The organism is Staphylococcus arlettae, from assembly GCF_025560845.1.
GTDB lineage: Bacteria > Bacillota > Bacilli > Staphylococcales > Staphylococcaceae > Staphylococcus > Staphylococcus arlettae.
In genome coordinates, this window is record NZ_CP094803.1 from 924,522 (window position 1) to 951,375 (window position 26,854).

Annotated in this window: 32 protein-coding genes; 18 read left to right on the forward strand and 14 right to left on the reverse strand. The window is 32.1% G+C overall.

Translation table 11 applies throughout. The features are described from left to right. The first annotated feature begins 29 nt into the window (after positions 1–29). The 5 genes from MUA37_RS04390 (at position 30) to MUA37_RS04410 (ending at position 2,189) form a co-directional block, all read left to right on the forward strand. Positions 30–287, forward strand: a complete 258-nt coding sequence (locus MUA37_RS04390) for an autorepressor SdpR family transcription factor (protein WP_002509126.1) — start codon at positions 30–32, stop codon at positions 285–287. A 15-nt stretch (positions 288–302) separates the two neighbouring features. Then, on the forward strand, positions 303–941 hold the full coding sequence (locus MUA37_RS04395) for an SdpI family protein (protein ID WP_002509127.1): 639 nt from the start codon (positions 303–305) through the stop codon (positions 939–941). A 107-nt stretch (positions 942–1,048) separates the two neighbouring features. Continuing rightward, positions 1,049–1,279 carry a hypothetical protein gene (locus MUA37_RS04400; RefSeq protein WP_002509128.1) on the forward strand — a complete coding sequence of 77 codons (231 nt, stop codon included), beginning with the start codon at positions 1,049–1,051 and terminating at the stop codon, positions 1,277–1,279. A gap of 26 nt (positions 1,280–1,305) precedes the next feature. Further along, positions 1,306–1,488 carry a hypothetical protein gene (locus MUA37_RS04405; RefSeq protein ID WP_002509129.1) on the forward strand — a complete coding sequence of 61 codons (183 nt, stop codon included), beginning with the start codon at positions 1,306–1,308 and terminating at the stop codon, positions 1,486–1,488. Positions 1,489–2,018: 530 nt separating this feature from the next. After that, positions 2,019–2,189, forward strand: coding sequence for a hypothetical protein (locus MUA37_RS04410; RefSeq protein WP_021459233.1), 171 nt, complete (start codon positions 2,019–2,021; stop codon positions 2,187–2,189). 150 nt (positions 2,190–2,339) lie between these two features. On the opposite strand, the gene MUA37_RS04415 is transcribed toward MUA37_RS04410, so the two are convergent. Together MUA37_RS04415 and MUA37_RS04420 are read right to left on the reverse strand one after the other, a co-directional pair. Beyond that, a complete protein-coding gene (locus MUA37_RS04415; RefSeq protein WP_021459232.1) occupies positions 2,340–2,471 on the reverse strand; it encodes a hypothetical protein in 132 nt (43 codons plus the stop codon). Positions 2,472–2,681: 210 nt separating this feature from the next. Next, positions 2,682–2,948, reverse strand: a complete 267-nt coding sequence (locus MUA37_RS04420; RefSeq protein WP_002509130.1) for a zinc ribbon domain-containing protein — start codon at positions 2,946–2,948, stop codon at positions 2,682–2,684. A 281-nt stretch (positions 2,949–3,229) separates the two neighbouring features. Here MUA37_RS04420 and MUA37_RS04425 point away from each other — a divergent pair, with 281 nt between their 5' ends. Beyond that, positions 3,230–3,697 (forward strand): bacillithiol transferase BstA, encoded by a 468-nt coding sequence (locus MUA37_RS04425; RefSeq protein ID WP_262624852.1) that lies wholly within the window; start codon positions 3,230–3,232, stop codon positions 3,695–3,697. Positions 3,698–3,740: 43 nt separating this feature from the next. On the opposite strand, the gene MUA37_RS04430 is transcribed toward MUA37_RS04425, so the two are convergent. Beyond that, positions 3,741–5,030, reverse strand: a complete 1,290-nt coding sequence (locus MUA37_RS04430; protein ID WP_002509132.1) for an aminotransferase class I/II-fold pyridoxal phosphate-dependent enzyme — start codon at positions 5,028–5,030, stop codon at positions 3,741–3,743. A gap of 209 nt (positions 5,031–5,239) precedes the next feature. Here MUA37_RS04430 and MUA37_RS04435 point away from each other — a divergent pair, with 209 nt between their 5' ends. The 4 genes from MUA37_RS04435 to pmtD all read left to right on the forward strand — a co-directional run bounded on the left by MUA37_RS04435 (position 5,240) and on the right by pmtD (position 7,576). Next, positions 5,240–5,332 carry a Trp-rich small protein gene (locus tag MUA37_RS04435; RefSeq protein WP_002509133.1) on the forward strand — a complete coding sequence of 31 codons (93 nt, stop codon included), beginning with the start codon at positions 5,240–5,242 and terminating at the stop codon, positions 5,330–5,332. A 227-nt stretch (positions 5,333–5,559) separates the two neighbouring features. After that, positions 5,560–5,739, forward strand: coding sequence for an SE1626 family protein (locus MUA37_RS04440; protein ID WP_002509134.1), 180 nt, complete (start codon positions 5,560–5,562; stop codon positions 5,737–5,739). A 236-nt stretch (positions 5,740–5,975) separates the two neighbouring features. Then, positions 5,976–6,848 (forward strand): phenol-soluble modulin export ABC transporter ATP-binding protein PmtC, encoded by an 873-nt coding sequence (gene pmtC, locus MUA37_RS04445; protein WP_002509135.1) that lies wholly within the window; start codon positions 5,976–5,978, stop codon positions 6,846–6,848. Further along, complete coding sequence (gene pmtD / locus MUA37_RS04450) at positions 6,848–7,576, forward strand: phenol-soluble modulin export ABC transporter permease subunit PmtD (protein ID WP_002509136.1); 729 nt, start codon at positions 6,848–6,850, stop codon at positions 7,574–7,576. Before pmtC ends, pmtD begins: the two co-directional genes overlap by 1 nt. A gap of 50 nt (positions 7,577–7,626) precedes the next feature. On the opposite strand, the gene MUA37_RS04455 is transcribed toward pmtD, so the two are convergent. Next, positions 7,627–8,190, reverse strand: coding sequence for a thioredoxin family protein (locus tag MUA37_RS04455; protein ID WP_002509137.1), 564 nt, complete (start codon positions 8,188–8,190; stop codon positions 7,627–7,629). Positions 8,191–8,494: 304 nt separating this feature from the next. Between MUA37_RS04455 and MUA37_RS04460 the strand changes: the two genes are divergently transcribed. Continuing rightward, the gene (locus MUA37_RS04460; RefSeq protein WP_262624853.1) at positions 8,495–9,055 is read left to right on the forward strand and encodes an HAAS signaling domain-containing protein; all 561 of its coding nucleotides are present in this window, start codon (positions 8,495–8,497) and stop codon (positions 9,053–9,055) included. Then, the gene (locus MUA37_RS04465) at positions 9,052–9,900 is read left to right on the forward strand and encodes a DUF4097 family beta strand repeat-containing protein (RefSeq protein WP_002509139.1); all 849 of its coding nucleotides are present in this window, start codon (positions 9,052–9,054) and stop codon (positions 9,898–9,900) included. The genes MUA37_RS04460 and MUA37_RS04465 overlap by 4 nt, the downstream gene beginning before the upstream one ends. Positions 9,901–9,973: 73 nt before the next feature. Here MUA37_RS04465 and MUA37_RS04470 read toward each other — a convergent pair whose 3' ends face one another. Then, positions 9,974–11,014 carry a C45 family autoproteolytic acyltransferase/hydrolase gene (locus tag MUA37_RS04470; protein WP_262624854.1) on the reverse strand — a complete coding sequence of 347 codons (1,041 nt, stop codon included), beginning with the start codon at positions 11,012–11,014 and terminating at the stop codon, positions 9,974–9,976. A gap of 499 nt (positions 11,015–11,513) precedes the next feature. Here MUA37_RS04470 and MUA37_RS04475 point away from each other — a divergent pair, with 499 nt between their 5' ends. Further along, positions 11,514–11,684: a hypothetical protein gene (locus MUA37_RS04475; protein ID WP_002509141.1), complete on the forward strand. Its 171-nt coding sequence runs from the start codon at positions 11,514–11,516 to the stop codon at positions 11,682–11,684. 347 nt (positions 11,685–12,031) lie between these two features. On the opposite strand, the gene MUA37_RS04480 is transcribed toward MUA37_RS04475, so the two are convergent. The 4 genes from MUA37_RS04480 to MUA37_RS04495 form a co-directional block, all read right to left on the reverse strand. Then, positions 12,032–12,445, reverse strand: a complete 414-nt coding sequence (locus MUA37_RS04480; protein WP_002509142.1) for a YolD-like family protein — start codon at positions 12,443–12,445, stop codon at positions 12,032–12,034. 167 nt (positions 12,446–12,612) lie between these two features. Beyond that, positions 12,613–13,011 carry an arsenate reductase (thioredoxin) gene (gene arsC / locus MUA37_RS04485; protein WP_142019522.1) on the reverse strand — a complete coding sequence of 133 codons (399 nt, stop codon included), beginning with the start codon at positions 13,009–13,011 and terminating at the stop codon, positions 12,613–12,615. A 17-nt stretch (positions 13,012–13,028) separates the two neighbouring features. Next, positions 13,029–14,321: an arsenite efflux transporter membrane subunit ArsB gene (gene arsB, locus MUA37_RS04490; RefSeq protein WP_172604816.1), complete on the reverse strand. Its 1,293-nt coding sequence runs from the start codon at positions 14,319–14,321 to the stop codon at positions 13,029–13,031. Then, entirely contained in the window at positions 14,321–14,635 is a 315-nt protein-coding gene (locus MUA37_RS04495; RefSeq protein ID WP_142019523.1) for an ArsR/SmtB family transcription factor, read from the reverse strand. Before MUA37_RS04495 ends, arsB begins: the two co-directional genes overlap by 1 nt. Before the next feature lie 166 nt (positions 14,636–14,801). Between MUA37_RS04495 and pglS the strand changes: the two genes are divergently transcribed. Then, on the forward strand, positions 14,802–15,842 hold the full coding sequence (pglS, locus tag MUA37_RS04500) for a 6-phosphogluconolactonase (protein ID WP_262624855.1): 1,041 nt from the start codon (positions 14,802–14,804) through the stop codon (positions 15,840–15,842). Between the two features lie 332 nt (positions 15,843–16,174). On the opposite strand, the gene MUA37_RS04505 is transcribed toward pglS, so the two are convergent. From MUA37_RS04505 to MUA37_RS04515, 3 genes are all read right to left on the reverse strand, one after another. Beyond that, a complete protein-coding gene (locus MUA37_RS04505; protein ID WP_262624856.1) occupies positions 16,175–17,554 on the reverse strand; it encodes an aldehyde dehydrogenase in 1,380 nt (459 codons plus the stop codon). 108 nt (positions 17,555–17,662) lie between these two features. Further along, positions 17,663–18,589, reverse strand: a complete 927-nt coding sequence (locus MUA37_RS04510; protein WP_002509148.1) for a manganese-dependent inorganic pyrophosphatase — start codon at positions 18,587–18,589, stop codon at positions 17,663–17,665. Between the two features lie 46 nt (positions 18,590–18,635). Next, the gene (locus tag MUA37_RS04515) at positions 18,636–19,196 is read right to left on the reverse strand and encodes a cysteine hydrolase family protein (RefSeq protein WP_142019525.1); all 561 of its coding nucleotides are present in this window, start codon (positions 19,194–19,196) and stop codon (positions 18,636–18,638) included. Between the two features lie 148 nt (positions 19,197–19,344). Between MUA37_RS04515 and MUA37_RS04520 the strand changes: the two genes are divergently transcribed. Together MUA37_RS04520 and MUA37_RS04525 are read left to right on the forward strand one after the other, a co-directional pair. Then, positions 19,345–20,433 (forward strand): glycosyl hydrolase family 28-related protein, encoded by a 1,089-nt coding sequence (locus MUA37_RS04520; RefSeq protein ID WP_112369309.1) that lies wholly within the window; start codon positions 19,345–19,347, stop codon positions 20,431–20,433. Between the two features lie 114 nt (positions 20,434–20,547). After that, the gene (locus MUA37_RS04525; RefSeq protein WP_142019526.1) at positions 20,548–22,110 is read left to right on the forward strand and encodes an SLC13 family permease; all 1,563 of its coding nucleotides are present in this window, start codon (positions 20,548–20,550) and stop codon (positions 22,108–22,110) included. A 362-nt stretch (positions 22,111–22,472) separates the two neighbouring features. Here MUA37_RS04525 and MUA37_RS04530 read toward each other — a convergent pair whose 3' ends face one another. After that, positions 22,473–23,276: a prephenate dehydratase gene (locus MUA37_RS04530; protein ID WP_002509152.1), complete on the reverse strand. Its 804-nt coding sequence runs from the start codon at positions 23,274–23,276 to the stop codon at positions 22,473–22,475. A 29-nt stretch (positions 23,277–23,305) separates the two neighbouring features. Then, complete coding sequence (locus MUA37_RS04535; protein WP_262624857.1) at positions 23,306–24,370, reverse strand: nitric oxide synthase oxygenase; 1,065 nt, start codon at positions 24,368–24,370, stop codon at positions 23,306–23,308. Positions 24,371–24,543: 173 nt separating this feature from the next. Here MUA37_RS04535 and MUA37_RS04540 point away from each other — a divergent pair, with 173 nt between their 5' ends. Both MUA37_RS04540 and nadE read left to right on the forward strand, forming a co-directional pair. Beyond that, on the forward strand, positions 24,544–26,013 hold the full coding sequence (locus MUA37_RS04540; RefSeq protein WP_002509154.1) for a nicotinate phosphoribosyltransferase: 1,470 nt from the start codon (positions 24,544–24,546) through the stop codon (positions 26,011–26,013). After that, positions 26,006–26,851 (forward strand): NAD(+) synthase, encoded by an 846-nt coding sequence (nadE, locus tag MUA37_RS04545; RefSeq protein WP_002509155.1) that lies wholly within the window; start codon positions 26,006–26,008, stop codon positions 26,849–26,851. The genes MUA37_RS04540 and nadE overlap by 8 nt, the downstream gene beginning before the upstream one ends. The last annotated feature ends 3 nt before the right edge of the window (positions 26,852–26,854 follow it).

Here is a 26,854-nt window from a genome sequence, read left to right on the forward strand (position 1 = left end):
GATTAAATGAAAAGGAAAAGGTGTGGTTCATGAAAGATATATTTAAAGCTCTGTCAGATGAAACAAGAAGGGAAATTTTAGAAATGTTGAAAGACCAAAAAATGACTGCAAGTGATATTGCTAACCATTTTAATATGAGTCAAGCAAGCGTTTCTCAACATTTAAAAATTTTAAGATTCAATGAGTTAGTTTATACAGAAAGACAAGGTAAGTATATTTTTTACCATTTGAATTTATCTGTATTTGATGGTGTTATTAAATGGATAATACAATTCAAAAATGATTAAGTGAGGAGAAGATTTATGAAATATTTATTACAACAAACTTGGTTTAGTTTATTGATCATTGGTGTCGCTATTATGACATGGTTAATTGTGTTACCATTTTTACCTGATGCAATACCTATGCAATATAATGATAGTGGGGATGTCAATTGGAGCGCGAATAAATATTTTGCCTTTATTATCAGCATAGCTATAATGCTATTTTGTTATATTATTACTAATATTAAATTAGCTACAGACAAAAGTCAGAATAAATTTTCGAATATGAAATCTTTAAATAATATATTAAATCCATTAGTACTGGCATTTTTGTATTTCATCTTTCTTATTATTATTTTTAATGCTTTGGGTTTTAGTATCTCGGTTAATTTTATTATCCCGACAATGATAGGTTTATTATTAATAGTTATTGGTAATTATTTGCCAAAAGTCCCTAAAAATAATACTTTAGGAATAATAAATAAATGGACTAAAGACAATGAATTTGTGTGGAAAAAGACGCATAGATTAGCTGCATATGTTTATATTATAGTAGGTTTACTTTTGTTTATTTTAGGCCTATTAAGTGTTATAAATTCGGTTATAACAATTTCGTTGGTTGTTATTCTTGTATTATTTCCATTTTTTTATTCATGGTATATATATCAAAAATTATAGATATATCACATTTAAGAAAATATCTATTTTCAACCACTAATATTTCATAGTAGTGTATACATAATAATTAGGAACTTTAATTTGTTTTAAGGAATAGGAGTTTTTGTATGAATTATCAAAAATATTTGACTGGGTCTTGGCAAATTATTGGGACTACATTCAATTTGTGGTTGAAAGGGGATAGAACAGAACCATCAATTACGTACTCAATTGTTAATAACCAACCCCTTACATTGTTAGATCAGGTTCGATTTCGAAAAAATAATAAAATGAAATCAATTGAAGGCTATGATAAATTAAAAGGTACACAATTTGTTTGGACTGTAAAGGCGTATTAAAACTAATAAAGAGTAAGTGGCAAGTTGTGTATTTAGACTCAAACATATTAGTTATTCGTTTCAATGCTTCATTGTTAACATCTTCAGGAATGGATATTTTGTTACATGATAAACAAGAAACGGATTATTATAAAGCACAAATTAAGAGCTATCCAGAGATGTTTAATTTAAATGCAGCAGACATAAAAGAAATGACTTGGTTATTCTAATGGCGTGGCAATAGCAATATTAAAATAATTAATGCAAGACGTTTTCCAAAAGGTTACTTAGCCTTTTGGAAAGCGTCTTTTTTATGGTTTTGTAATTTTCAGTAGTTTAACAATGTTAGGATTTATTCATAAAGTTGAGCGATATACACGAGATTTATATTTATATGAAAACAAGAGAATAACTAAGTTGGATTTGAGGCAGTGTGGAGATAAAAATAATTAAAAAGATTAAATAAAGTAGTTAATTACTTACGTTTTGTGTAGTGTAATTATATATGTAAGGTTGAGATACACCTTACTAACACTCTTGAAAAGGGGGTGTTATTAGTGGATGATATAGAAAAATTCCTAGCAATCGCAACTATAATGCGAACGCCAAGAATTTTAAAACAACTTAGATTGTGGCATTTCGGCGTCCTAGACCGAAAGCGGAACAACAAAGAAGATAAGTAATTCACTTTTCAAAGCCTGTTAATTCGGGCTACCCTTTTCAACTATTATAATATTACAATTTGGGAGGTAATGCAAACATGAATATCTATATAATTATAGGATTAATTGCATTTATAGTTTTAATACCCGAATTCATTAGAATAGCTAGAATTTTACATTTGAAACACTTAGGAATTAAACACATAGGTAACGGTAAATATGAAGAAATAGGTAATAAGAAATATAAATGGTACGAATGGTTGAGATAATATAAGTGAATACAAACAAACGATATTAGATTAAGCCCAACGGTAATGTCTACATTGAGAACAGGTAAAACGTGATGTTGATCATTTAAACTTGGTACTACTGAAAAATATAAGAAAACACAAAAGCCCACCTTGCTTAGGTGGGTTATTTTATTTATTTAACCTCATTCTTGCATCTGTTGTTTCTTCTGCTTCAATTACATCATGATATTGTAGTTTAGTTTCTTCTCTTACTACTTCATCTGATGGTAATTCAATTTGACCGATTGGAATATCACTCATAGCATCATCATTAGGTATGCCAGTATAACCATGTTCTTTGCCAACTTAGCATAAGATTCCATTTTTTCTTGGTCGGTAGATTCTTGTTGTACAGGTTGCTCTACATTTGGTGTTTGTTGTGATTCATCAGTGTTAGAATCATCTTTTTTATACTATTTTGTGACCTTTGTGTCGTTAGTCATGGTGCGAGTCAAATTAGAATATTATGTGTTATTTCCAACGGTCTAACTTACGCATGAATTTTTTTGTATACATTTTAGATAGAATCATTTTTTGAAATTTATTCATGTCTGACTCTTGAAATCTTTTCAAGTTGTAATCATACATCTCATCAAAACTTAAATCCAATGTCCATTGACCATTTTGATAACAGTGTATACAGTATTTGAGTGATAAACTGCCATCTTCTTCAGTACCCTGTGGCGTATTTTTATCTAGAGGGATTCCGCAACTTTGACATTGTTTTTCTTTTTTCATCATATAGTGCTCCTTTTTTCTTTTGATTATAGCATGATTTTTAAATGTAGTTTTGATACGCAATATTTATTTAATTTGAACGTTGCTTTGGGATTATTTTTCATATTATTTAAATATATGGAGCGTGTTATTTGTTAATAATTATTAATTTAAAATGTTAACTTTTCGCTTATTATAATTCTTTATAAGAGTAAAAAAAGGAGAATTAATGTAGAATTGACACAGACACAAATTTATCATGGTTTTGTGTTGTGATAGAAATAAAAGAAAGGATGGATTCTATGACAAATAAAACAGTATTCGATGTCATTGACTTAGGGGTCAATTATTTACTCTCAGGCTACGAGAAGTGGGGGGTTGATGAAGTCATTGATAATAAAGCTGAAGTATTTCCAAACACAATACTTTGGCAGTATGGTCATGTTTTATCTGTATTTGAATCAGCCTTATCACTTTGTGAACAAAATGTTGTTGACGTTCCTTATTATTCAAGTATATTTGGTTATGGGTCTAGCCCAGAAAATTGGGGTGACCAAGAAATTCCAAGTTTAGATGAAATTTTTTCACATATCAAAACATTGCCAGAACGTGCTCGTACGTTAACGGACGTACAATTATCACAAGAATTAACAGAAACTATTGCGGGCTGTGATACACTAGACGAATTGTTAACTTTAAATGCAGTACATATTCCACTGCATGCAGGTAAAATTGAAGAAATGACACGAGTGTTAAAGACGCATAGATAAATAAAAAGCATTTGGTGAACAGTGTATTCACCAAATGCTTTTTTTATTCTTGTAAATCATCAATACCTTGCGCAATAGAATCAAAAACGTGTGGAATATCATCTTTTTCTACACAACTGAATGCAATACGAATATCTGTATCATTTAATGCAATAATACCTATAGAGTAATTATCAATTAAATGGATTCTTAATGCTTCAGGATCTACACCTTTGACTTGTAAGGCCATAAAGTAACCTGAATTGAAATCGTATGGTTGCCAGAATTTTGTATATTTATCAGCATAAACCACTTCTTTAGTAACTTCATAACGTGCTTGTAATGTTTCCATGTTATGTTGAATTTCTTTATCAAAAGTTTCGTGGTTTTCTAAGACATATTTAATCGCACTTTGTGATGGCAGAGGTCCACTAGAAATATTACTACGGATAAGACCTTTAACCTTTGCTTCTAACACATTTTTAGTTGCATCGTCATTAATACCAAATGTGAGGAATCCTACACGTAAGCCCCAAGCGAAAAATTCTTTTGTAGCACCATCTAAACGGATAGGTAATAAGTTATTCAAGTGTAAGTTTGTTAATGCTGTAAATATTGATTGTGTATAAACATCTTCATAAAATAAACCATAATATGCATCATCTACTACTGCTATAACGTTTGTTCCACGTTCAGCTAACCCTTTAATTGCTTCAACAATTTGAGCGACTTCTTCTTTTGTAGGAGTGTAGCCAGTTGGGTTATTAGGGTAGTTTAAGATTAAGATAACTTTATCTTTGTCATAGCTTTCTAAAGTGCGAACAAGTGCTTCTGTTGTATAATGACCGTCTTCATCAAAGATTGAATATGTTTGAATTTCTGCGTTATGACGCGTAGAATAGACTAATTTATAATTTCCCCAATTGTGTTCAGGTAATAAAATAGTATCTTGACTGTTCACAAATAAGTCTCCTACTAATGATAAACCATGTGTTAATGCATTTGTCACGATTGGACGTGAAATATCTTTTTCAGCTAGGTCTGGATTGTCTTTTAAGATTTTTTGAGTCCATAATTGACGTAATGATTCGATTCCTTGAGGTGGTGCATAAGGGAAGATATCATCAGGTTCAAGATGATTAAATACTTCATTTAATGTATCAGCGTACATTTTACTGTCTTTATATGTAGCCATACCAATAGTAGCATTATATTGTGTTGTTTTAGCTTCAGCAGATTGTGACAGTATACCTTTTGGATAGTACATTAGTTTTCCTAAATCGGAAAGCATGTCAGCAACTTCTGGTTTTGCGTTAGATAATTTTTCATTCAAATCTAAGGCTAAAGGGTTCATATTTAATTCAACCTCTCTTTACTTTTCATTTCTTTGTACATTCTTATATTATCTTGAAATGAAATAAAGATAAAGTGTTCTTTATATTATATTTTAAATTTTTAAAATTCACAGATAAAATAGCGAACATACGTTCTGTATTTATGTTAGAATATGGATAGGCCATCAATTCCTACATGCCAAACTGATTGTGGGAGGTGTAGTATATTATGTGGTGGCAAGATGCCGTAACAACTTTATTGTCAGGTAGCTTACTTGTTATTTTTCGCGTTTGGTTAGAAAACAAATGGAAAGATAAGTAGTGGCCTTACACAAAAAAACCCCCATGTCTGCTGGTACCAGACTGGGGGTTTGTGTAGTATATTCTGTGGATACACTTATAGTTTAGCATTACTTATAATGAACTGCAAACAATATATTTAAGAATATATTTATATAATCATTAACAGTATTATTTAAGTACTTTAATAATAAGATTGTTAATTTTACTAGATGTTTGGTAGAATAAACGTGTTCGAGGTGAAAAAATTTGAAGCATTTAACAAAAATATTTGTGACGATTGCGATAATTTTATTTATCGTAGGATATTATTTACAAGCTACTGGCAACGAAGGCTCAGGAATAAAGCTATTGCTAGCAGCAATTTTGTTTATGATATGTGCATTTATTAATAGAAGAAACGATCGATTGAAAAACAAAAAGAAATAACAATCGCATGCTACTAAAAGTAAATTATATTATTTTTAGTAGCAATTTTTTTGGCCTTGATTGAATTTCCGATTGAGTTGTGTATAATATGTTGTGTTTAGAACTATAATAACTATATATTTTGTACATATAAAAATGAGGTTGTTACCGTTATATTTTATTATTTAAATGTTTTTTTACTATGTTAAATTTAGTTTGTTGATTTATCGTATTTCGTAAATTAATAGGAGGTATTTATGCAGTTACAAGATATTACAAAGAAGTATGGTAGTAACAATGTACTTGATCATATTGACTTTGATTTTAATGATAGTCGTATTGTGGGACTTATCGGGAAAAATGGTGTAGGTAAAACAACACTTATGAAGGTTATGAATGGTAATATTATTAACTTTCAAGGAAAAGTAGAATTAGCTAATAATGAAAATATTGGTTATTTAATAGAACATCCGAAATTATACGATAATAAATCTGGCTTATATAATTTAAAACTATTCGCCCAAGTTTTAGGAAAAGGTTTTGACAAAAAATATGCTAATCATATTATCCAAACTTTCGGCATGGAACCTTATATTAAAAAGAAAGTAAAAAAATACTCAATGGGTATGAAGCAAAAATTAGCTATTGCTGTATCATTAATGAACAAACCTAAGTATTTAATTTTGGATGAACCTACAAATGGCATGGATCCAGATGGTTCTATTGATGTGTTAACGACTATTAAACAACTTGTAAAAGAGCTTGATATGAAAATTCTCATTTCTAGTCATAAGTTGGAAGACATTGAATTAATTTGCGATAGAGCGGTATTTTTACGAGATGGCAATTTTGTTCAGGATGTTAATATGGACGAGGGTGCACCTACAGACTCAACAGTTATAATATTTGAGGATGAAGACTTTGAACAAGCACATACGTATTTGAAAGAACATTATGAAATTATTGAGTCACAACGTGCGAATAAAGAAGTTGTTATACGGGCACAACAAAGTTATCAAGGTTTACTTAAAGGCTTGGCAAGTATTGAAGTATATCCGAAATTTATTGAAACACGAAAAAGTTCATTACGTGATACTTACTTTAATATTAATCAGAGAGGTGACCAATAATGAATAGCTTTCAATTAATCAAATATGATGTGTACAGTATTTTTAGAAGCCCATTGACTTATTTAGCTTTACTTCTAACATATGGTGCAATGGCTGGAATGACTGTATTATTTGTACAGCAGTTAGATAAAGTAGACGGCAATATTATACTGGCAGTCGGCAGTTGGTTCTTCTCAATTGTAGGTTTACTTTTTGTAATTAAAACGATTACGCGAGATATTTCTCAAGGTACGTTACAATTGTTTATGAATAAAACTAAAAATAGAGTTGGATACTTTATTGCGAAAGTATGTTCAATGATAATCATCGCTTTACTTATGTCAGGATTTTTAGTGGCATTTGTTATTATTGTTCAAAATATAGTAGATGGTAAAAATGTCACTGCTGAAAAGTGCTGGGAATTATTAGTATTTTATCTTATATTCCATCTGTTTTTCGGTTTGTTATTATATTTATTTGCATTAGTTATTCCAAAGACAGCTTTAATTTATACTGTAGGAATTATTTTAATATTCCTTGTACCATTTGCAGAACCATTTATCCCAATGATTCCTAAAATTGGTGATAATATTCAAGATTCATTAAAATATATACCATTTAGCTACTTACCAAACAAAACTACATCAGATGATTTTACTTTTACGAATTGGCAATGGTTTATATCAGCAGCTTCAATCATAATTTTATTTATCGTTAATTTATTCTATGTAACTAAAAAAGATATATAAAGTAAAAAAGGTATATGCACTTCGCTCGAAGTGTATATACCTTTTTATTATTATTTGTGGCGTAATTGTTCAATGATAGATTCAAACACTGCTTTCCACATTTGTGAATCTGTTTTATAACGATTGGAGATAATCGCATGAACTTCATTTGATTTTTCTTCAAATGTTGGGTCATCTTTCGCTGGTAGATTGGCACGAGCTTCATCTACAAATTTTTGAACTTGGCGTGCACGTGGTCCCCATACAGTTTCCTGTTGATATTCATCATTTAAAAAGACGAATATAGGAATAGAACGGGCAGTGCCATTTGTTAAGTATTGATCAATTAAATTAGTATCGTCATCACGATGGAAGACTCTAACTTCTAAATTTAATAGTTCACTAATATGTTTTAAGATTGGAAGGTTCATCATAGCGTCCCCACACCAATCCTCTGTGATAACAAGTACTTTATCATAATTAGCTGCTTTAATTTTTTCGATGTTATCATTTTCTGTATTTGGCACAGAAAAAGAATTATAAATTGTTTCCACACCATCTTTATTAACAGTCATATTTTCGATGTATTCATTAAGTAGCTGACTGTCGTTAAAATAAGTCTTTAGACTTGTCATTTGTATTCCCCCTTCAATCTATTGATGTAATTATAGCAAATTAACTTATAATTGGGAAAATTATTAACTCTTAAATTTACATTATTTTTTATAGGAGTTGTAGGTGAGAGATGCAACTGTAAAATAGCTATGCTATATTTAAATAATGAAATGAATACGGTTGAAACAGGTGTAAAAAGTGAATTTCGTCAACTTTTTAGTGTGAAACGTATAGAGTAAAGTATGTGTTTGTAGTTAAAAACCGTAAATAATAGAACTATAGCAAGATGATAGTCATAATTAATGATAATTGGCGGAGATAATTTTGGACAAAATTACATTTTTAAATGAGCTCGAACAAGAACTGGAACGTTTACCAAGACAAGAACGTGATAAAATCATGTTTGAATATGAGAGTTACTTTTTTGACTTAGAGAAAAATGGGAAAAATGAATATCAAATTATGGGAGAGCTTGAATCCCCTAAAGTTATTGGAAAAGAAATTAAAGCTAAAAATGCAATTAGTTATGCAGAATATAAAACGAATGCTAAAACTATAATTAGAGCAATTATTGCTTCATTAGGTATGGGTATCTTTTCTTTATTTTTAATTTTAATTCCTATGGTGTTTATAGCATGTATTATGTTTGTACTATTGCTCGTGTCTTTTATGCTGTTTATTTCACCGTTATTGTTAATTGTTCATGGTGTGATTAACCATAATATCAGTTTAGCAATTAGTAATTACCTTTTTGCATTTTCCTACAGTGGTTTAGGAATTGTACTGTTTGTATTAATTTTAAAACTTGCTGAGTTAGTTTATCGTGCAATTTTAAAATATTTAAGATGGAATATTAAAACGATTAAGGGAAGTGCTGTAGAATGAAGAAGTTGTTCATTTGTGGTCTAACCATATTCGTCGTTTGCTTCGTGTTAGCTTGTTTATTTTGGTTTTCATTTGAACAACAAGATAATAAAACGAATGAAGTATCACAAAATTACCATGATGATGAGATTGAAGATATTAATGTGGCGACGAAGAATGCAGCAGTTAAAGTACGGCAAGGTGAGAAGTTTAACATTACATATAAAGGATCGAAAGATGTAAATATTAAACGTCATGCTGATAAAGTTAATGTAACGGAAAAAAATAACAATGAAGATCATTACGGTTTGAACTTTAATCCATTTAAAAATATTCATAGTACAGTATATATTACAGTTCCTAAACAAGCCTCAGCTAATCTTGATATGGAATTACATTCGCAATTTATTCAATTAGATCAACTGCGTTTGGGTGATGTTAAAGTATATACTGAACACGGTAATAGTGAAGGGTTTAAAGTGAAAAATTCTACAATAAAAAATTTAACGTATCAGTCTGACTTTTCATCAGTAGCTATATCTGATAGTAAGATTAAACAAGGCAATCTTAAAACGCAAAATAAAATTGAAGTGACACGTAGTTTATTAAAAGATACGATCTTATTAACTGAGGATAGTAATATTATGTTAGCTGATATGAAATCCAATACAGATGTGAAAGCTTCTACGAACGAAGGAAATATTAATATTTCCTATGCACAGAAACCTCAAGATACACTGTTAAAATTAAATCCATTAAAAGGGAAATCACATGTCAACAATCCTTACTTTCAACATAATAAAGTAGGTAATGGGCAAAATATAATTGAATTATATACAAATCAGGGCGATATTTATATCGACTAAATAAAGGGACAAACGACCATTATAGTGAAGCTTCACCAAGTTGAATCACTATTGGTGTTTGTCCCTTTAGTTATTAATAAGTAGCAAATGTAAGGTCGGTATCAATGTAGCCTTTAAATGTTGAAACATCAAGTGATGTGCCATTGAGCCATTGTTGAAAATCAAAGTATGTTGGTTTGCTTTTTTCTCCTAGACTTATCCAAGCGGCTAATTGCTGAGGTTCATACATACTAGTATGTATCGTTCCAGACCAGCTATTAAATAGTTTACTGTAAATATCAAAATCAGGGTTATTAAATAATTCAAAAGCGTCAAATTTATTTAATTGGTGCTGTGTACTTTGATTCAAACGATCTAAACGTGCTTTGGACTCTTTAGTATAATTTCTATTTTCGTGAGTTAAGAGCTGAAAATGATTCGTGCATGTATTATCATATCTGACGTCAATCGAACGTGGTGATACTTCAATAGTGGCATGATTTAAAGCTTTATCCATAACGATATAACTGAATGAACTACGGTGTGGTATGGTTTTCAATAATTTTATGGCATCTTCGACATCTTTGCAGTATTGCAAAATTAATCGACCTATCATATAACAGACGAAACCATCACCGGGTTTTTTACGGTGCATGAAATTATAACCCATTACTAATCCGGCTTCGTTCATACCATCCATTCTTCCTGTAACTCTTGAAGTGGGGCCAATTTGAGCTAGTCCGCCATCAGTAGGTTGAAATAATAAATATCTACCATCATAAGTAGCAGGGTGGTAATCGTAATTACGTACCATGTAATCGTTGCCTAAATAAACCGTACAGCCACTATTTTTTAACGGCGTAAAACGATAATGAGCAAAATTCAATACCATTTGGTTAGATGGTAAATTTAAAACTTCTTGCATACCTTTTATTTCTTCCCAAATATGTGGTGCATAGGTTTGGAAGATATCATAAGTCTCTTTAATATGTATATCAAAACGAGGCATACGTTTGCGCCATTCTTTTTCTCTATTTTTTAGTAAAGGTGTTTGTTGCATCCATTGAGCAGTTTTAACGCCTAAGTCAAAATGTGATCCGCGATGAGTCATTATATCTGATTGGACAAATTGCATTTTTTATACACTCCTATGAATATTATATATAACATGATTGTAACTTTATTGTAATTTGTTATTAATTGCTATTGAATAATGTAGTGGTTATTATAAACATACAACATAGAAAAATCTTTATTAGTTTATTGAGGTGATACTATGAATGAGTACTATCAAGCAGCAAAATCAGCTATGTCCGCATGGTGGAGAAACTAATAATTGTTTTCTGAGTTATCGAGTAACGACTATGATTATCATAGTCGTTTTTTGTGATTCTTGCATGTAAACATTTCACAGTTTAATCTTAATTATGATAATATAGATATGTTATTAATAAATAATATAGTCAATGTAATTTACCTATATTAACGCTTTTTACTTCTTACAATATCGTATCATAAAATTTCCTGTGATATTACTGGAATAAAAAAATGAATAATAGGTATATATTTATTGATGCTTTTAAGTGTGCTATTATTGAATATAGACATGCTATTAAATTATTGAGGTGAACAGAATGTGTAATTTTATTAAAGGTTTATTTAAATTTGTATTTGGTACAATTTTAACTGTATCACTAGTTGCTGGAATCGGTGCAGTTGTATTTGCATACATCTTCAAAAAAGATTTTGAAGACATCGAAAGCAAAACAAAAGAAATCGTATCAGACATCGAATCAAATAATTAATACTACAATAGAACACGATAGTGTTCTATTTTTTTTATAGACCCTTACTACTTTAGTAGTTAGGGTCTATTATGCAGATGAAGCATCTGCGAACCATAAAAACATACTACTTCAGTAGTTAGGGGCTATGATGCAGATGAAGCATCTGCGAACCATAAAAACATACTACTTTAGTAGTTAGGGGCTATGATGCAGATGAAGCATCTGCGAACCATAAAAACATACTACTTCAGTAGTTAGGGGCTATGATGCAGATGAGGCATCTGCGAACTATAAAAACATACTACTTTAGTAGTTAGGGGCTATGATGTCGATGAATATTTGTAGTTGCATGTTGGACTAAATTGTTAATTAGTAGTGATTTGTTGAATATTAGTAATGTCTACTAATGATAATTGAACAATTTGGGAATCTGTTTTGGATTCGCCAATTAAAGTCATCTGTAGCATATCAATTTTTTTGATATAGATTGATTTGTGTTCTAACCAGCCGTCACAATAATATTCAATATGAATAGGTGTATTATTGTGTAAAGATTGATGTAATTGAAAGTTGAGATTATTGAGTTGGTCGTCTGATAATATAGGGCGGTCAATTTTATTTTGGTCTATAATATACTGCTGTATTCTAGTGAACTGTTCGGGCAAAGTGGCAAAAGGTGCCCATTTTACCATGCCGCGTCCCTTAGGTATGCTTTGAGTTAAATATTCTCTAGGGATCTTGCGATAGTCAGTTTCATTTTTATATTTATCCGGAATCATAAAATCACCTCATCAATATTATAGAACATATGTTCGTATAAGTGAAGTGCTTTATTAATAATCTAACAATGAAATATTGCACGTATAGATGCAGTTTTTGGCGTAACAGTATCAACGAGCTGTCACTAGCTAAATAAAAGACGACATAAATTATGTCGTCTTAGTGTTTAGTTTGTTTTATGAAATTGCTGTATCGTGCGACCAATTTCATCTCGGACGCGTTGAAATTCTGACCAATCTTTTCCTGCTGGGTCGTCAAAACACCAATGTTCTTTTTTTACATTTGGTGGGAGGACAGGACAATTAGCATCTGCATCGCTACATAATGTAACCACCAAATCCGATTGCTTAAGAATATTATTATCAATTGAGTCTGACGTATGGTTGGATATATCAATATCTACTTCTTGCATTGCTTCAATTGCTTTAGGATTCACACCGTGTGTTTCAATACCAGCTGAATAGACATTCCAATGTTCGCCAAGTATTTTCTTACCCCAACCTTCTGCCATTTGGCTACGACAAGAGTTTCCAGTACAAATAAAATAAATTGTTTTTTTACGCATTATTAAAGCCTCTTTTCTTAAAATATAATTAATGTTAGGAATAAACCTAATAATGTTACAAAGAGTACCGGAATAGTAATAATGATTCCAGTTTTAAAGTATGTGCCCCATGCGATTTTTACACCTTTTTGTGTTAAAACATGTAGCCACAATAATGTTGCTAAAGAACCGATTGGAGTAATTTTCGGTCCTAAATCGGAGCCTATTACATTTGCATAAATCATACCTTCTTTAATAGACCCAACTACATTTGATTGTCCGATAGCAATAGCATCTATTAAAACTGTAGGCATATTATTCATTATTGATGATAAAAAGGCTGATATAAAGCCCATGCCCATAATACTGCTGAATAAGCCATAACTTGAAATATTAGATAATACATCGGCCAAAATTGTAGTGATACCTACATTTTTTAAGCCAAACACGACTAGGTACATACCAATTGAAAATAGGACAATATTCCATGGTGCCCCTTTAATCACTTGTTTCGTATGAACTGCATGAGACTTACGAGCTAAGAGTACAAAGATAACAGCAACTATACCAGCAATAATTGATACTGGAATATGAATAAATTCACTAACAAGATAACCCACAAGTAAAATAGCTAACACAATCCATGAAATCTTAAATAATTTTGGATCTTTTATAGCATCATTTGGATTCATAAGATTTTCAGTTTCGAAAGTTTTGGGTATAGATTTTCTGAAATATAGCCATAGTACGAGAATACTAGCAATCAAAGAGAATATGTTAGGTATAATCATTCGATTAAAGTACTCAATAAATCCGATGTCAAAGTAATCAGCAGAAACAATATTAACTAGGTTACTGACAATTAAGGGTAGAGATGTAGTATCAGCAATAAATCCACTAGCAATAATAAATGGGAATATCATTTTTTTATTAAAGCCTAAATTTCTGACCATCGCTAATACAATAGGCGTTAAGATTAAAGCAGCGCCATCATTTGCGAAAAATGCAGCTACAATTGACCCTAATAGCATGATAAAAATAAACATTTTTAACCCATTACCGTTTGAAGCTTTGACCATATGTATCGCAGACCATTCAAAAAATCCAATTTCATCTAATATTAATGAAATAAGAATGACAGCAACAAATGTTAAAGTAGCATTCCAGACAATACCGGTTACTTCTAAGACATCGGAAAAGCTAACCACGCCTGTAATGATAGCAACTACAGCTCCAATTAAAGCTGTAATACCAATATCTAGGCCTTTAGGTTGCCAAATGACAAAAAATAAAGTTATAAGAAAAATTATAATTGCTAAAGTCGTCATCATCAGCATTCACCTGATTTCATATTTTTACAGACACAGCGTGTGTTAGGTGTTGTAATGGTATTTAAGTTTTGATTGAGATCATCTAAAATCTCGTGATTAAGTTGATACATACGTTTGTTACCATCTTTTCGCGTAGTAACTAACTTATTATCTACTAATGACTTCATATGGTGGCTTAGTGTTGGTTGAGAAAATTGAAAGTGTTCTAACAAGTCACAGGCACACAGCTCACCACAAGAAAGTAAATCTATTATTTCTAATCTACTTGGATCTGATAAAACTTTTAATATTGAAGAAAGATTTTTATAAGACATCAATATACCTCCTAAACAGTATATAGATTAACATCTATATAGAAGCTTGTATATATAATTTTTCAAATGACTACATCAGTTCATGGTTATGCATCAAAATTTAATTGATTGTTATTCTGGTATATATTCTATAAACTAGTACTATATCAATAATGGAGGGGTTTACATGACAACAGTAGGATATGTTGGTACATATACTAAAAAAGAGGGCAAAGGGATTTATCGTTTTGAATTGAATGAAGCTACTGGTGACATAGATACCGTAGAAACTGGATTCGAACTAGAAGCGTCAACGTATATTACCCAATATAATTCTTATTTATACGCAATTACGCGTGAAGGTGATGATTGTGGCGTAGCAAGCCTTAAAATTGATGCAGAAGGGCGTTTGACATTAATTAATAAATGTTTAGCTTCTACAGCTGGTACAGGATGTTATATAGCAGTATCTCCTGATGGACAATATTTATTTGAGTCAGTTTACGGTGCTGGTGTTGCACGACTATACGAATTAAATGCTGAAACTGGGGAAGTAGTGCAGTTGATTCATGAATTGCAACATACTTATGAGGTAGGTTCTAATGAACGTCAAGACGGTCCTCATGTTCATTTCTTAGATGTCACACCGGATAACAAGTATGTAGTAGCAATGGATTTAGGAACAGACAATGTAGTGACATATACTTATGGTCAAGATGGTTTAACAGAATACGCTGTTACTAAATTTGAGCCGGGAGACGGCCCTAGACATATTACTTTTAATCAAAATAATAGTAAATATGCTTATATCGTACATGAACTATCCAATAAAGTATCCGTAGTAGAATATGAAGATGGTAAATTCGAAGAAATAGAAAAACATTTGACAATTCCCGAATCATTTAATGGTGATACTAAGTTAGCAGCTGTTAGGTTATCTCAGGACCAACAATTTTTATATATTAGTAATAGAGGTCATGATAGTATAGCGATTTTTAAAATAGTAGAAGATGGTGCATCATTAGAATTAGTAGATATTACGCCGAGTGGCGGAGAGTTTCCTAGGGACTTTAATATTGTAGCATCTGACGACTACTTAGTTTGTGCGCATCAAGAAGGCAGTTCACCATTAGTTGTCTTTAAACGAGATAAAGCAACAGGAACATTAACTCAAACAGATAATAGAGCAACGGCGCCTGAAGGTGTATGTGTTCAATTTTTAAAATAATAATAACGCTAAAAGGGAGTGGGACAGAAATCTGATTTTGAGAAAATGATTTCGTTGTCTCACCCCGGCAAGGATGACTAGCGTTGAAAAAAGCTCGGTTTGAAGCGCATTTTCAATGCAGTCAACTACTGCCCATATGAAAAAGGTTTCGAATAAAATATGGAGTGGGACAGAAATCTGATTTTGAGAAAATGATTTCGTTGTCCCACCCCGGCAAGGATGACTAGCGTTGAAAAAAGCTCGGTTTGAAGCGCATTTTCAATGCAGTCAGCTACTGCCAAAATGAAAAGAGGTTGGAACAAATTAATATTATCCCAACCTCTTTTTAATCGTTAGTTATTGAAAAATGTTTTGATATATTTGAATTTACCTTTATAAGGTGGGAAGACAAGACTTGATTCTAAACGAGTTGTTTTGAAAATATAAGATTTTGCATGACTGAAAGTATCAAAACTGTATTTACCGTGGTATTGACCAATACCCGAAAGTCCTACACCGCCGAATGGTAAATTAGGATTGGCTAAATGCATAATAGTATCATTGATGGCACCACCACCGAAAGATAATTCATTTAAAATACGTTCTGTAGTATTTTCATCTTCACTAAATAGATATAAACTCAATGGTTTAGGTTTACTTTGTAAAGTGTTAATAATTTCATCAAAATCATCGTAAGCAATAATAGGTAAGATAGGCCCAAAAATTTCGTCTTTCATAATTGTAGAATCAAATGTAATATTATCTAAAATAGTAGGGCTAATGTAGTTCTCATTTTGATCGGTATCACCACCGAAAACAATTTCATTTTGGTGTGATTCAAGTAATTGTTGTAATCGCGTAAAATGTTTAGCGCTAACAATTCTACCGAAATCAGGCGATGATTGGATTTGTGTACCATAAAACTCTTTGATTGTAGTTTTAATAGCTTTAATAAGATCTGTTTTTACCTTTTGATTGACTAAAATAAAGTCTGGTGCAACGCAAGTTTGGCCAGCATTAATAAATTTACCAAAACAAATACGTTCGCTGGCAACTTTAATATTGGCTGTGTCGTCAACTATAACTGGAGATTTTCCTCCTAATTCTAACGTTACTGGTGTTAAATTTTTGCTCGCCGCTTGATAAATGGAACGACCAACGTGTTCACTACCAGTGAAGAATATATAGTCGAAATGTAATGCTACTAGTTGTTTTGTTACTTCTGCATCACCTTCAATAATGCTAATGTAAGCTGAATCAAATGTAGATTCAATAATATTTTTGACGACGTGTGAGACATTAGGTGTGAGTTCTGAAGGCTTCAAAATAACCGTATTACCAGCAGCTATAGCACCAATCAATGGCTCTATCAATAACTGAAATGGGTAATTGAAAGGTCCGATAATGAGTACCGTACCGTATGGTTCTTTCATTATATAGCTTTTAGTTGGAAACATGTGAAGCGGAGTATTTACTTGTTTACGTTTAGCCCAATTTTTAAGTTCTTTTCGTGCTAATTTTAAATTTTTTAGGACAAAACCGATTTCAGACGCATAAGCTTCGACTTTATTCTTTCCTAAATCTTGTTGAAAAGCGTGTAACAAGTCATCTTCGTGCGCTTTAATACTTTTACTAAGCGCCTTTAATTGTCTTTTTCTGAATTTAAGATCTTTTGTAACATGTGACTTAAAGTATTGTTTACTTTGGTTGAAAACAGTGTCGAACTGATTCAAACTAATTCCTCCTTTAAGTGTGTAAATGTATAACAGTATCATGTGAGAAAAAACTGGAACATATTTATGTTCCAGTTTAATGTATATAAAATTAAATAGTAAAGGATATTAGCTTAATACTTCAGTAATTTGAGGTACAACTTGTTTCTTTCTAGAAACAACACCTGGTAAGAATGCTGTACCGTTTTCTAATTGTACATTAAATGCTTCGCCAACTTTATCTTTGTTGTCACCGATAACTAAGATTTTTGAATTACTGTTGATAATATCTGTCACTAATAAAACAAATAAATCATAATTTTGTTCTGTGTTTGCTGCTAACATTGCTGTAGCTAATTCATCGTGACGTTCAAAAACTTCGTCAATATCAACCGTGTTTACTTGTCCAATACGAGTTACATAGTCACCCATGTTGAATGATTTAGCATCTAATGATAATAAGTCCACTGCACTTTTATCTACTGTAGATGCACCAGCTTTTAACATTTCAAGGCCATATACTTCTAAATCAACATTTGCAATTGCTTTTAAAGCTTCAGCAGCAGCAACGTCTTCTTCAGTACATGTAGGTGATTTGAATAGTAAGCTATCTGAAATAATTGCAGAAATCATTAAACCAGCAATTTCAGGTTTGATTTCGAAACCTCTTTCTTTATACATTTTGTATAAAATAGTTGCTGTACAACCTACTGGTTCAGCGCGATAATAAAGTGGCGCAGCAGTTTCGAAGTTTGCAATTCTGTGATGATCAATAACATGTTGTACCGTAGCGTTTGCTATCGAATCCGCGCTTTGTTGGAATTCGTTATGGTCAACCAATATTACATTTTGATCTGTTAAATCATCATTTAAAAGGTCTGGTGCCGTAATGTTGAAATAATCTAAAGCATGTTGTGTTTCTGGTCCGACTTCGCCTAAGCGGAAGGCTTGAGCATCTGTATTACCAGTTTGTTTTTCAAAGTCTGCCATGATGATTGCTGATGAAATTGCATCCGTATCTGGATTTTTGTGTCCGAAAATATAAGTTTTAGCCATAATTCAATTCTCCTTAAATAAATATTTAATATTATTCTAGCATGATTTATGCTTGATGTTCTACTTCAGCACCTAACGAATTTTTAAAATGTTCTAAAGCCCAACTATGACCTGTTTGGTTGAATGAAGCAACACCTCGTGCTGAAATTGATATTTTGTAACCTAAATTATATGCTGATATTGCAGTATGTAATACACAAATGTCAGTACATACGCCAACGATTTCTAAACGTTTAACACCACGTTCGCGTAACAGTAACTCTAATGGTGTGCCACAAAAAGAATCATAACGTGTTTTATCAATAAAATGGACATGATCATTGTATTGAATGTTTTGATATATATCATTGACTTTACCGTATAATTGTCTTCCTGACGTTCCCAATATGTTATGTGGGGGGAAGAGTTTGTTTTCTGGATGGTTATAATCGTCTTCGTGATGCAAATCCATCATAAAAAAAATAGGGCATTTATGACTATTGTAATCATCGATACGTCGTACGATGTAAGATTCAATCCTTTGTCCAGGTTTTCCACATGTAAGTTTCCCATTGTCAGCAACAAAATCATTAGAATAATCTACAACAATTAAGGCACTATTTTTCATAAATCTCTCCACACTCCAACTTTATTAATAAGTTATACCAAAAGTATATGTGTTAGCATAACTTAAAAAAGCAAATTAATCGAGTTTAAATATTTTATATTTTGTTAATTACTAACTATCAACGTACATAGTGGAAAGGAAAAAAATTATGCAAATAAACGCACAAGATTTTGGCTTAGTGGGACGCAATAAACGTAAAGACACACGAGCGATTCAACAAGCATTAAACGTCGCTAAAAAATATCCCCATACTACAGTGTTCATACCTAAAGGTGAATATCATATAAGAAAAGCATTGGTCATCTATGGCAATACTACAGTTATAATGGATAACCAATGTGTGTTAAAACGATGTGGCAGAGATGCTTTAATTAAAAATGGGAAAAAACCTCGAGTGTATTATGGATATAATGGCAACAGTCATATTACTATTCGTGGTGGTGTCCTAGATATGAATGGTATACAGTACCCGTATTATAATACAGCGCTATGTATAGGACACGCACGTGAAATTTTAATTGAAGAAGTGACATTTAAAGACGTGGTAGGAGGGCATTGTATTGATGCATGCGGTTTAAATGGTGTGCATATTAATAAATGCAACTTTTTAGGGTTTAATGACCCTAAAAATAAACGCCAATTTTCTGAAGCGGTGCAAATTGATATGCAAGTGAAGGGTGCATTTCCGAAATTTGGAGCAACAGATGGAACTACGACGCAAAATATGATTATTGAAAATTGTTATTTTGGTCCGTCTGACACGCCAGGCATGAAAGCGTGGAATCGTGCTATTGGTTCGCATGCAAGTCGTTTTGACCAATACTATACAAATATTCATATTAGACGAAATACTTTCAATAACATGCACTATTATGCTTTAACGCCGTTAAAATCATACAACATTTATATTTATGATAATTTATTTCAACAGTGTGCAGGTGGGATTCGTTATCTAGGTGTTAAGGAAGGCAATATACATGCCCAAGACTTACAAGGACGTATGCGTAAAACACAAGCTGGACATAACTTAAACATTTATCGTAATCGTTTTGAAGGTCTAATGGCATATGATGCAGTGCATATTAGAAGTTACGATAACATAAGACATTCTAATGTTGTCATTGCTAACAATAACTTCACCCATGATTCACAATCATTACATCTTGAGGATATTGAGCATTTAATATTAACACAATATGATAAGGTCAAATTAAAAACAATAAATGTTATTAAGTAAAAGCATAAACTATAAAAATGTTTTTAGAATTTATATATATAAGTAGATTATAATGTGATACAATCCAATTGTTATTATTAAGAATATTCAGATAATAACAAGGGGGATTATAAAATGAAACAAAATAATACTAGTAATGTGAGATCCTCGTATTATTTAACGTTCTTTTCAAAAAAGGATAAAAATCAGTCTTATAATACGGGGCAATTAGTTGGCTTAATAGTAGGGCCGTTATTATTTGTGCTAACACTACTATTTTTCCATTCAGACTCATTATCTACACAAGGTACTTTTGTGTTAGGTATTACGCTATGGATTGCTGTATGGTGGATTACTGAAGCAATTCCAATAGCAGCAACGAGTTTGTTGCCGTTAATTTTACTACCTCTGGGTCATGTCTTATCACCTGAAGAAGTGTCAGCACAATATGGTAATGATATTATCTTCTTGTTTTTAGGTGGTTTTATATTGGCGATAGCTATGGAGCGTTGGAATTTACATACTCGTGTAGCATTAAATATCATTAATTATCTAGGAACAAGTACGGGACGAATTTTATTAGGTTTTATGATAGCAACTGGTTTTTTATCCATGTTTGTATCTAACACCGCAGCAGTGATGATTATGATACCAATTGGTTTAGCTATTATTAAAGAAGCGCATGAACTAAAAAGTAGTAAAATGAGTACAGAGAGTTTAAATAAATTTGAGCAATCTTTAGTATTAGCAATTGGATATGCAGGTACTATAGGTGGTTTAGGTACACTTATAGGAACACCGCCATTAATCATTTTAAAGGGGCAGTATCAATCTGCATTTGGTGAAGAAATTAGTTTTGCTAAATGGATGATTATTGGAGTGCCAACAGTTTTTATATTATTATTTATTGCATGGTTTTATTTAAAAAATTTAGCTTTCAAACATGATATGAAAGAATTACCTGGCGGACATGAAATTATTAAACAAAAGTTAGATGAGCTAGGGAAAATGAAGTACGAAGAAAAAGTTGTGCAAATTGTGTTTATGTTGGCGAGTTTTTTATGGATTACGAGAGAGTTTTTATTAAAAAATTGGTCTGTAACTTCAGAGATTGCTGATGGTACGATTGCGATTTTTATTGCGGTGTTATTATTCCTAATTCCTGCTAAAAATAAAGAACAACATAAACGTATCATTGATTGGAATGTGGCAAAGGACTTACCTTGGGGCGTATTAATACTATTTGGTGGTGGTTTAGCACTCGCAAAAGGTATTGCCTCAAGTGGTTTAGCTGCATGGTTAGGTGATCAGTTGAAGTTAATCCAAGGAGTGAGTCCACTCATTATCGTTATCGTAATAACATTGTTTGTACTATTCTTAACTGAAATTACTTCTAATACTGCAACAGCAACGATGATATTACCTATATTAGCTACGTTGTCGGTAGCGGTTGAAGTTAACCCATTATTGTTAATGGTACCTGCAGCAATGGCAGCGAACTGTGCTTATATGTTACCTGTAGGAACACCACCGAATGCGATTGTCTTTGGTACTGGAAAGATATCAATTAAAAGAATGGCATCCGTAGGTTTTTGGGTCAATTTAATCAGTGCATTAATTATTATTTTAGTAGTGTATTTTGTGATGCCATATGTGCTTGGTGTAGATCTCACGCAACCAATGCCACTAAAAGATTAATAGTAATGCATAGTACAAAAGTTTAGAAATATTATTATATTTAGCTAGTAATAGCATTAAGCAACAGAAAATAAGAGGATTAATCCTAAACATGGATTTGTCCTCTTAGACTGTCGATAAAGCTTCCGACTTTGTTGGCAGTTTTTTTGTGCACGCTTTCTGCGGGCGTCAGCACGTTACAAAACCGATACAAATTATATTTTATTAGTCAAAATAGGGCTCTTCGAAAACCAACAAATAGTAATAAAGAATTATAGATGTGAATATTTTATAAAACTAATAAAACGTCAATTTCTATATCGTATCAATAGAAATTGACGTTTATTTTTTAGTCAGAGCTTTTTATGTACTGGACTCTTTGTTTAATTGATTTTATTGAAAGAACCGATAAGTTTAGTATGGAAATCTAAAGTGTTTAATATGGTAATCACTTTGTTTAAATTTTCATTCATCGAACTATCAGCTTGAACGAAGAAGTGATACATACCTAGTTGTGTTTTTAAAGGTCTTGATTCGATCCACGATAAGTTGATGTCAAATAGAGCAAAAGTATTTAAGATGCTAGCTAATAAACCAGGCTTATCATGCTTTGGAGTTATTAATAATATGGTATCTGAAGCATTAGTTGTATGTTGTGCTTGGTTACTTACGACTAAAAAGCGTGTAACGTTATGTGGGTAATCTTGGATATTTTGCATTAATGGTGAATATCCATGTGCTTCGCCACTGCCTAAAGGAGCAATCGCTCCTACGGTAGGAGTGATTTTTTCTAAACTTTTGACAGTACTATCCACATAATCGTATTGATAGCCCTGTTTTTGAATAAATTGACTCGTTTGACTAATAGCTGGCGCTATGGAATAAACCTTTTCGATATTTGTAACAGAGCTCTCTTGGTCACCGTATAATGCGAATTGAATGTCTAAGTGAATTTCACCTTGGGCATAAATGTTTTGTTGTGTCAGTGCATCGGCAACTATATTAATAGTACCTTCAATTGAATTTTCAATAGGAACTACTGCGACGCTATTACTATCGAGAGAGACAGCATTTACAACTTCATAGAGGTTTGTTTTAGGAATATAAGTCATTTCTTGTTCTGATTTGTATTGTAGAGCTGCTAAATATGAAAATGTCCCTTTAGGCCCTAAATAATATAATTTCATAGTTTGATCTCCTTAACTTTATGCATACTTTAGTGGAACGGACAGCCCCGTTTTTCTTGCTGCTTATAATGAAAATTTGGATCATTCATAATGTTTGGATAGCCATGGTGATAGTTTGATACTAATGTAGGCGATAATGACGGCACTAGCCATGACCATTTTCCAGTTACATCTCGCTTGTTTTGATATTCGTTTTGTTCAAACAAGGAGAATTGTTTAGAAGCAGTATGATGATCCACAATAGATACACCAGCTTGCTTAAATGAATGATATACTGCGTGATTCAATTCGACTAAAGTACGATCTTTATTGAACGAATTATTTTTAAGTGTATCAAATTCAAGCGCTTCTGCAACAGATTCTAATAAATTATAGCGATAACTATCAGTAAAATTACGGACTGCAATTTCATTAACCATATACCAGCCGTTGAATGGTGCAGTTGGATACGTAATTCCACCAATCTTCAAATCCATGTTTGAAATGATAGGTACTGCATACCATTTTAATGCTAATGACTTGAGTTTCGGATACTGATCATGAGTTATTGCAACTTCTTTAATAATTTCAGACGGATATTCATAATAAGTTACTGGTTGATTTGGCATTGCATAAATTAGAGGTAAGACATCAAAATTTGTATTATTGCCTTGCCATCCCAATTGCTGAGCTAAAGCGGTCACTTGCTTTTCTGCTGGATCACCATAATCATCGTAACCAGCATAGCGAATAAGTTGATTGTTGAAAATTTTAGGTGGGTGCTCAGGATGATAGATTGTAATAAAAGGTTTGATTTTACCGTTATTTGTAGCTTCATTAATATGATGATTGATAGAAGCGATAAAAGTTTCTTCATCATCGACATCTCTAGCATCTTGAACTGTCAAAGTATTCCAGAAAAAACGTCCAATACAACGGTTAGAATTACGCCAAGCCATTTTTGCGCCGTAACTTAATTCCTCATACGTATGTGTATAGGAGCCTGTGGCAGTTATTTCTGCGGAGATTGCTGTTAAACGTTCGTTTAAGCTTTGATTATCATAATTTAACTCTGAGTACATCTGAGTAATAAAATTCTTGGCTTCTGTTAACATTTTTTAACACCTCAAAATTAAGTATAATTGATTTTGCTAAAAGGTATTGAGATAAATTAAAAAATGTCACTAATTTGTCGATTGAATGGTCATAAAACACACAAATTTTAAAAATGCTATATATCAATGATTTATGATAAACTAAGAAAAAAGGTTGATTGGAGAGATAATCTGTGCAGCAATTTGAGGATGATACGCTTACATTACATAATGATTTATACCAAATAAATATGGCAGAAACATATTGGCATGATGGTATTCATGAACGTAAAGCAGTGTTTGATTTGTATTTTAGAAGTATGCCTTTTAATAGTGGATATGCAGTATTCAATGGTTTAAAACGAGCTATAGAATATATTAAAAATTTTAAATTTTCCGAGTCTGATATTGAATACTTAAAATCTATAGGCTACCAAGAAGATTTTTTAGCATATTTACAAGAACTTAAATTTACTGGTAACATCCGTTCAATGCAAGAGGGAGAATTATGTTTTGGTAATGAACCATTAATGCGAGTAGAAGCGCCATTGATTCAAGCGCAATTAATAGAAACAATGCTCTTGAATATAGTTAATTTCCATACTTTAATTGCGACTAAAGCAAGTCGTATTCGTCAAGTTGCAAATGATGATGTATTAATGGAATTTGGTACGCGCAGAGCACAGGAAGCAGATGCAGCAGTTTGGGGAGCTCGTGCTGCATATATTGGTGGCTTTAATTCAACAAGTAACGTACGTTCAGGAAAATTATTTGATATTCCAGTGTCAGGAACACATGCACATGCAATGGTGCAAACATACGGAGACGAATATATTGCTTTTAAAAAGTATGCTGAACGCCATAAAGACTGCGTATTTTTAGTGGATACGTTCCACACTTTAAAATCAGGGGTACCAAATGCAATCAAAGTTGCAAAAGAATTAGGTGATCAAATTAATTTTGTAGGTATCCGATTGGATTCTGGTGATATAGCATATTTATCAAAAGAAGCACGTAGAATGTTAGATGAAGCTGGCTTTACAGATGCTAAAATCATAGTCTCTAACGACCTAGATGAACAAACGATAACAAGTTTAAAATCACAAGGTGCTAAAGTTGATTCGTGGGGAGTAGGGACGAAATTAATTACTGGTTATGATCAACCTGCCTTAGGTGCTGTATATAAATTAGTGGCTATAGAAGATGCAGATGGTAATTACGTAGATCGTATCAAATTATCAAATAATGCTGAAAAAGTAACCACACCGGGTAAAAAGAATGTGTACCGTATTATTAATAAAAAGACGAATAAAGCTGAAGGTGATTATATTACCTTGTCTCATGAAGATCCTAATGCAGAATCACCGTTGAAATTATTCCATCCTGTTCATACGTACAAAATGAAATTTATAAAGTCCTTTGTTGCTAAAGATTTACATCATGATATTTTTGAAAACGGGAAGTTGGTTTATGATGTACCTACAGAAAGAGAAGCACAGCTCTATTTGAAAGATTGTTTATCTCATTTATGGGAAGAAAATAAACGTTATTTAAATCCACAAGAATATCCTGTAGATTTAAGCACTGCATGTTGGGAAAATAAACATAAGCGTATATTTGAAGTTGCAGAACATGTGAAGGAGATGGAGGAAGAAAATGAGTAATTTACAAGATATTGTCGTTAACGAAATGAAAGTGAAACCAGAAATTGATAGTGAACTGGAAACACGAAATATCATTCAATTTATTAAAAATTACGTACAATCACATGGATTCATTAAATCACTTGTATTAGGGATTTCTGGTGGACAAGATTCAACCTTAACTGGAAAATTAGTACAAATAGCTGTAGAAGAGTTAAGAAATGAAAACAGAGAATGTAAATTTATAGCTGTAAAATTACCATATGGGCAACAACAAGATGCTGCTGAAGTTGAAGATGCTTTGAAGTTTATAGCACCTGATGAAATCGTAACAGTAAATATTAAACCGGCTGTTGATCAAAGTATTGCGTCATTAGAAGAGGCCGGCATTCAGTTAACAGATTTTCAAAAAGGAAACGAAAAAGCACGTGAACGAATGAAAGTACAGTTTTCTATAGCTTCAAATCAATCAGGCATTGTTGTAGGAACTGATCATTCTGCAGAGAATGTCACAGGTTTTTATACGAAATATGGTGATGGAGCAGCAGATATAGCACCTATATTTGGTTTGAATAAAAGACAAGGAAAGCAATTATTAGTCTATTTAAATACACCTGAACATCTCTACAATAAAATCCCTACCGCTGATTTAGAAGACGACAAACCACAATTACCAGATGAAGCGGCATTAGGTGTTACGTATGAGCACATCGATGATTATTTAGAAAACAAAAAAGTGCCAGATGAAGCCCAAAATATAATTGAAAATCACTATATAAACAATGCACATAAAAGGGAATTAGCCTATACGCGTTATAGTTGGCCTAAAAACCCACAATTTTATAGTGACAAATTTTAATGC

Bases quoted from the DNA above. Each gene is read 5' to 3' on its own strand.
- MUA37_RS04390 (WP_002509126.1), top strand. From the start codon at position 30: ATGAAAGATATATTTAAAGCTCTGTCAGATGAAACAAGAAGGGAAATT.
- MUA37_RS04425 (WP_262624852.1), top strand. From the start codon at position 3,230: ATGACAAATAAAACAGTATTCGATGTCATTGACTTAGGGGTCAATTAT.
- MUA37_RS04515 (WP_142019525.1), bottom strand. From the start codon at position 19,196: ATGAAAAATAGTGCCTTAATTGTTGTAGATTATTCTAATGATTTTGTT.
- MUA37_RS04430 (WP_002509132.1), bottom strand. From the start codon at position 5,030: ATGAACCCTTTAGCCTTAGATTTGAATGAAAAATTATCTAACGCAAAA.
- MUA37_RS04420 (WP_002509130.1), bottom strand. From the start codon at position 2,948: ATGAAAAAAGAAAAACAATGTCAAAGTTGCGGAATCCCTCTAGATAAA.
- pmtC (WP_002509135.1), top strand. From the start codon at position 5,976: ATGCAGTTACAAGATATTACAAAGAAGTATGGTAGTAACAATGTACTT.
- MUA37_RS04415 (WP_021459232.1), bottom strand. From the start codon at position 2,471: ATGAGTGATATTCCAATCGGTCAAATTGAATTACCATCAGATGAAGTA.
- MUA37_RS04455 (WP_002509137.1), bottom strand. From the start codon at position 8,190: ATGACAAGTCTAAAGACTTATTTTAACGACAGTCAGCTACTTAATGAA.
- MUA37_RS04400 (WP_002509128.1), top strand. From the start codon at position 1,049: ATGAATTATCAAAAATATTTGACTGGGTCTTGGCAAATTATTGGGACT.
- MUA37_RS04535 (WP_262624857.1), bottom strand. From the start codon at position 24,370: ATGTTAACAGAAGCCAAGAATTTTATTACTCAGATGTACTCAGAGTTA.
- MUA37_RS04495 (WP_142019523.1), bottom strand. From the start codon at position 14,635: ATGTCTTATAAAAATCTTTCTTCAATATTAAAAGTTTTATCAGATCCA.
- MUA37_RS04530 (WP_002509152.1), bottom strand. From the start codon at position 23,276: ATGAAATTATATTATTTAGGGCCTAAAGGGACATTTTCATATTTAGCA.
- pglS (WP_262624855.1), top strand. From the start codon at position 14,802: ATGACAACAGTAGGATATGTTGGTACATATACTAAAAAAGAGGGCAAA.
- nadE (WP_002509155.1), top strand. From the start codon at position 26,006: ATGAGTAATTTACAAGATATTGTCGTTAACGAAATGAAAGTGAAACCA.
- MUA37_RS04435 (WP_002509133.1), top strand. From the start codon at position 5,240: ATGTGGTGGCAAGATGCCGTAACAACTTTATTGTCAGGTAGCTTACTT.
- MUA37_RS04520 (WP_112369309.1), top strand. From the start codon at position 19,345: ATGCAAATAAACGCACAAGATTTTGGCTTAGTGGGACGCAATAAACGT.
- MUA37_RS04525 (WP_142019526.1), top strand. From the start codon at position 20,548: ATGAAACAAAATAATACTAGTAATGTGAGATCCTCGTATTATTTAACG.
- MUA37_RS04465 (WP_002509139.1), top strand. From the start codon at position 9,052: ATGAAGAAGTTGTTCATTTGTGGTCTAACCATATTCGTCGTTTGCTTC.
- pmtD (WP_002509136.1), top strand. From the start codon at position 6,848: ATGAATAGCTTTCAATTAATCAAATATGATGTGTACAGTATTTTTAGA.
- MUA37_RS04410 (WP_021459233.1), top strand. From the start codon at position 2,019: ATGAATATCTATATAATTATAGGATTAATTGCATTTATAGTTTTAATA.
- MUA37_RS04470 (WP_262624854.1), bottom strand. From the start codon at position 11,014: ATGCAATTTGTCCAATCAGATATAATGACTCATCGCGGATCACATTTT.
- MUA37_RS04475 (WP_002509141.1), top strand. From the start codon at position 11,514: ATGTGTAATTTTATTAAAGGTTTATTTAAATTTGTATTTGGTACAATT.
- arsC (WP_142019522.1), bottom strand. From the start codon at position 13,011: ATGCGTAAAAAAACAATTTATTTTATTTGTACTGGAAACTCTTGTCGT.
- MUA37_RS04480 (WP_002509142.1), bottom strand. From the start codon at position 12,445: ATGATTCCGGATAAATATAAAAATGAAACTGACTATCGCAAGATCCCT.
- arsB (WP_172604816.1), bottom strand. From the start codon at position 14,321: ATGATGACGACTTTAGCAATTATAATTTTTCTTATAACTTTATTTTTT.
- MUA37_RS04510 (WP_002509148.1), bottom strand. From the start codon at position 18,589: ATGGCTAAAACTTATATTTTCGGACACAAAAATCCAGATACGGATGCA.
- MUA37_RS04395 (WP_002509127.1), top strand. From the start codon at position 303: ATGAAATATTTATTACAACAAACTTGGTTTAGTTTATTGATCATTGGT.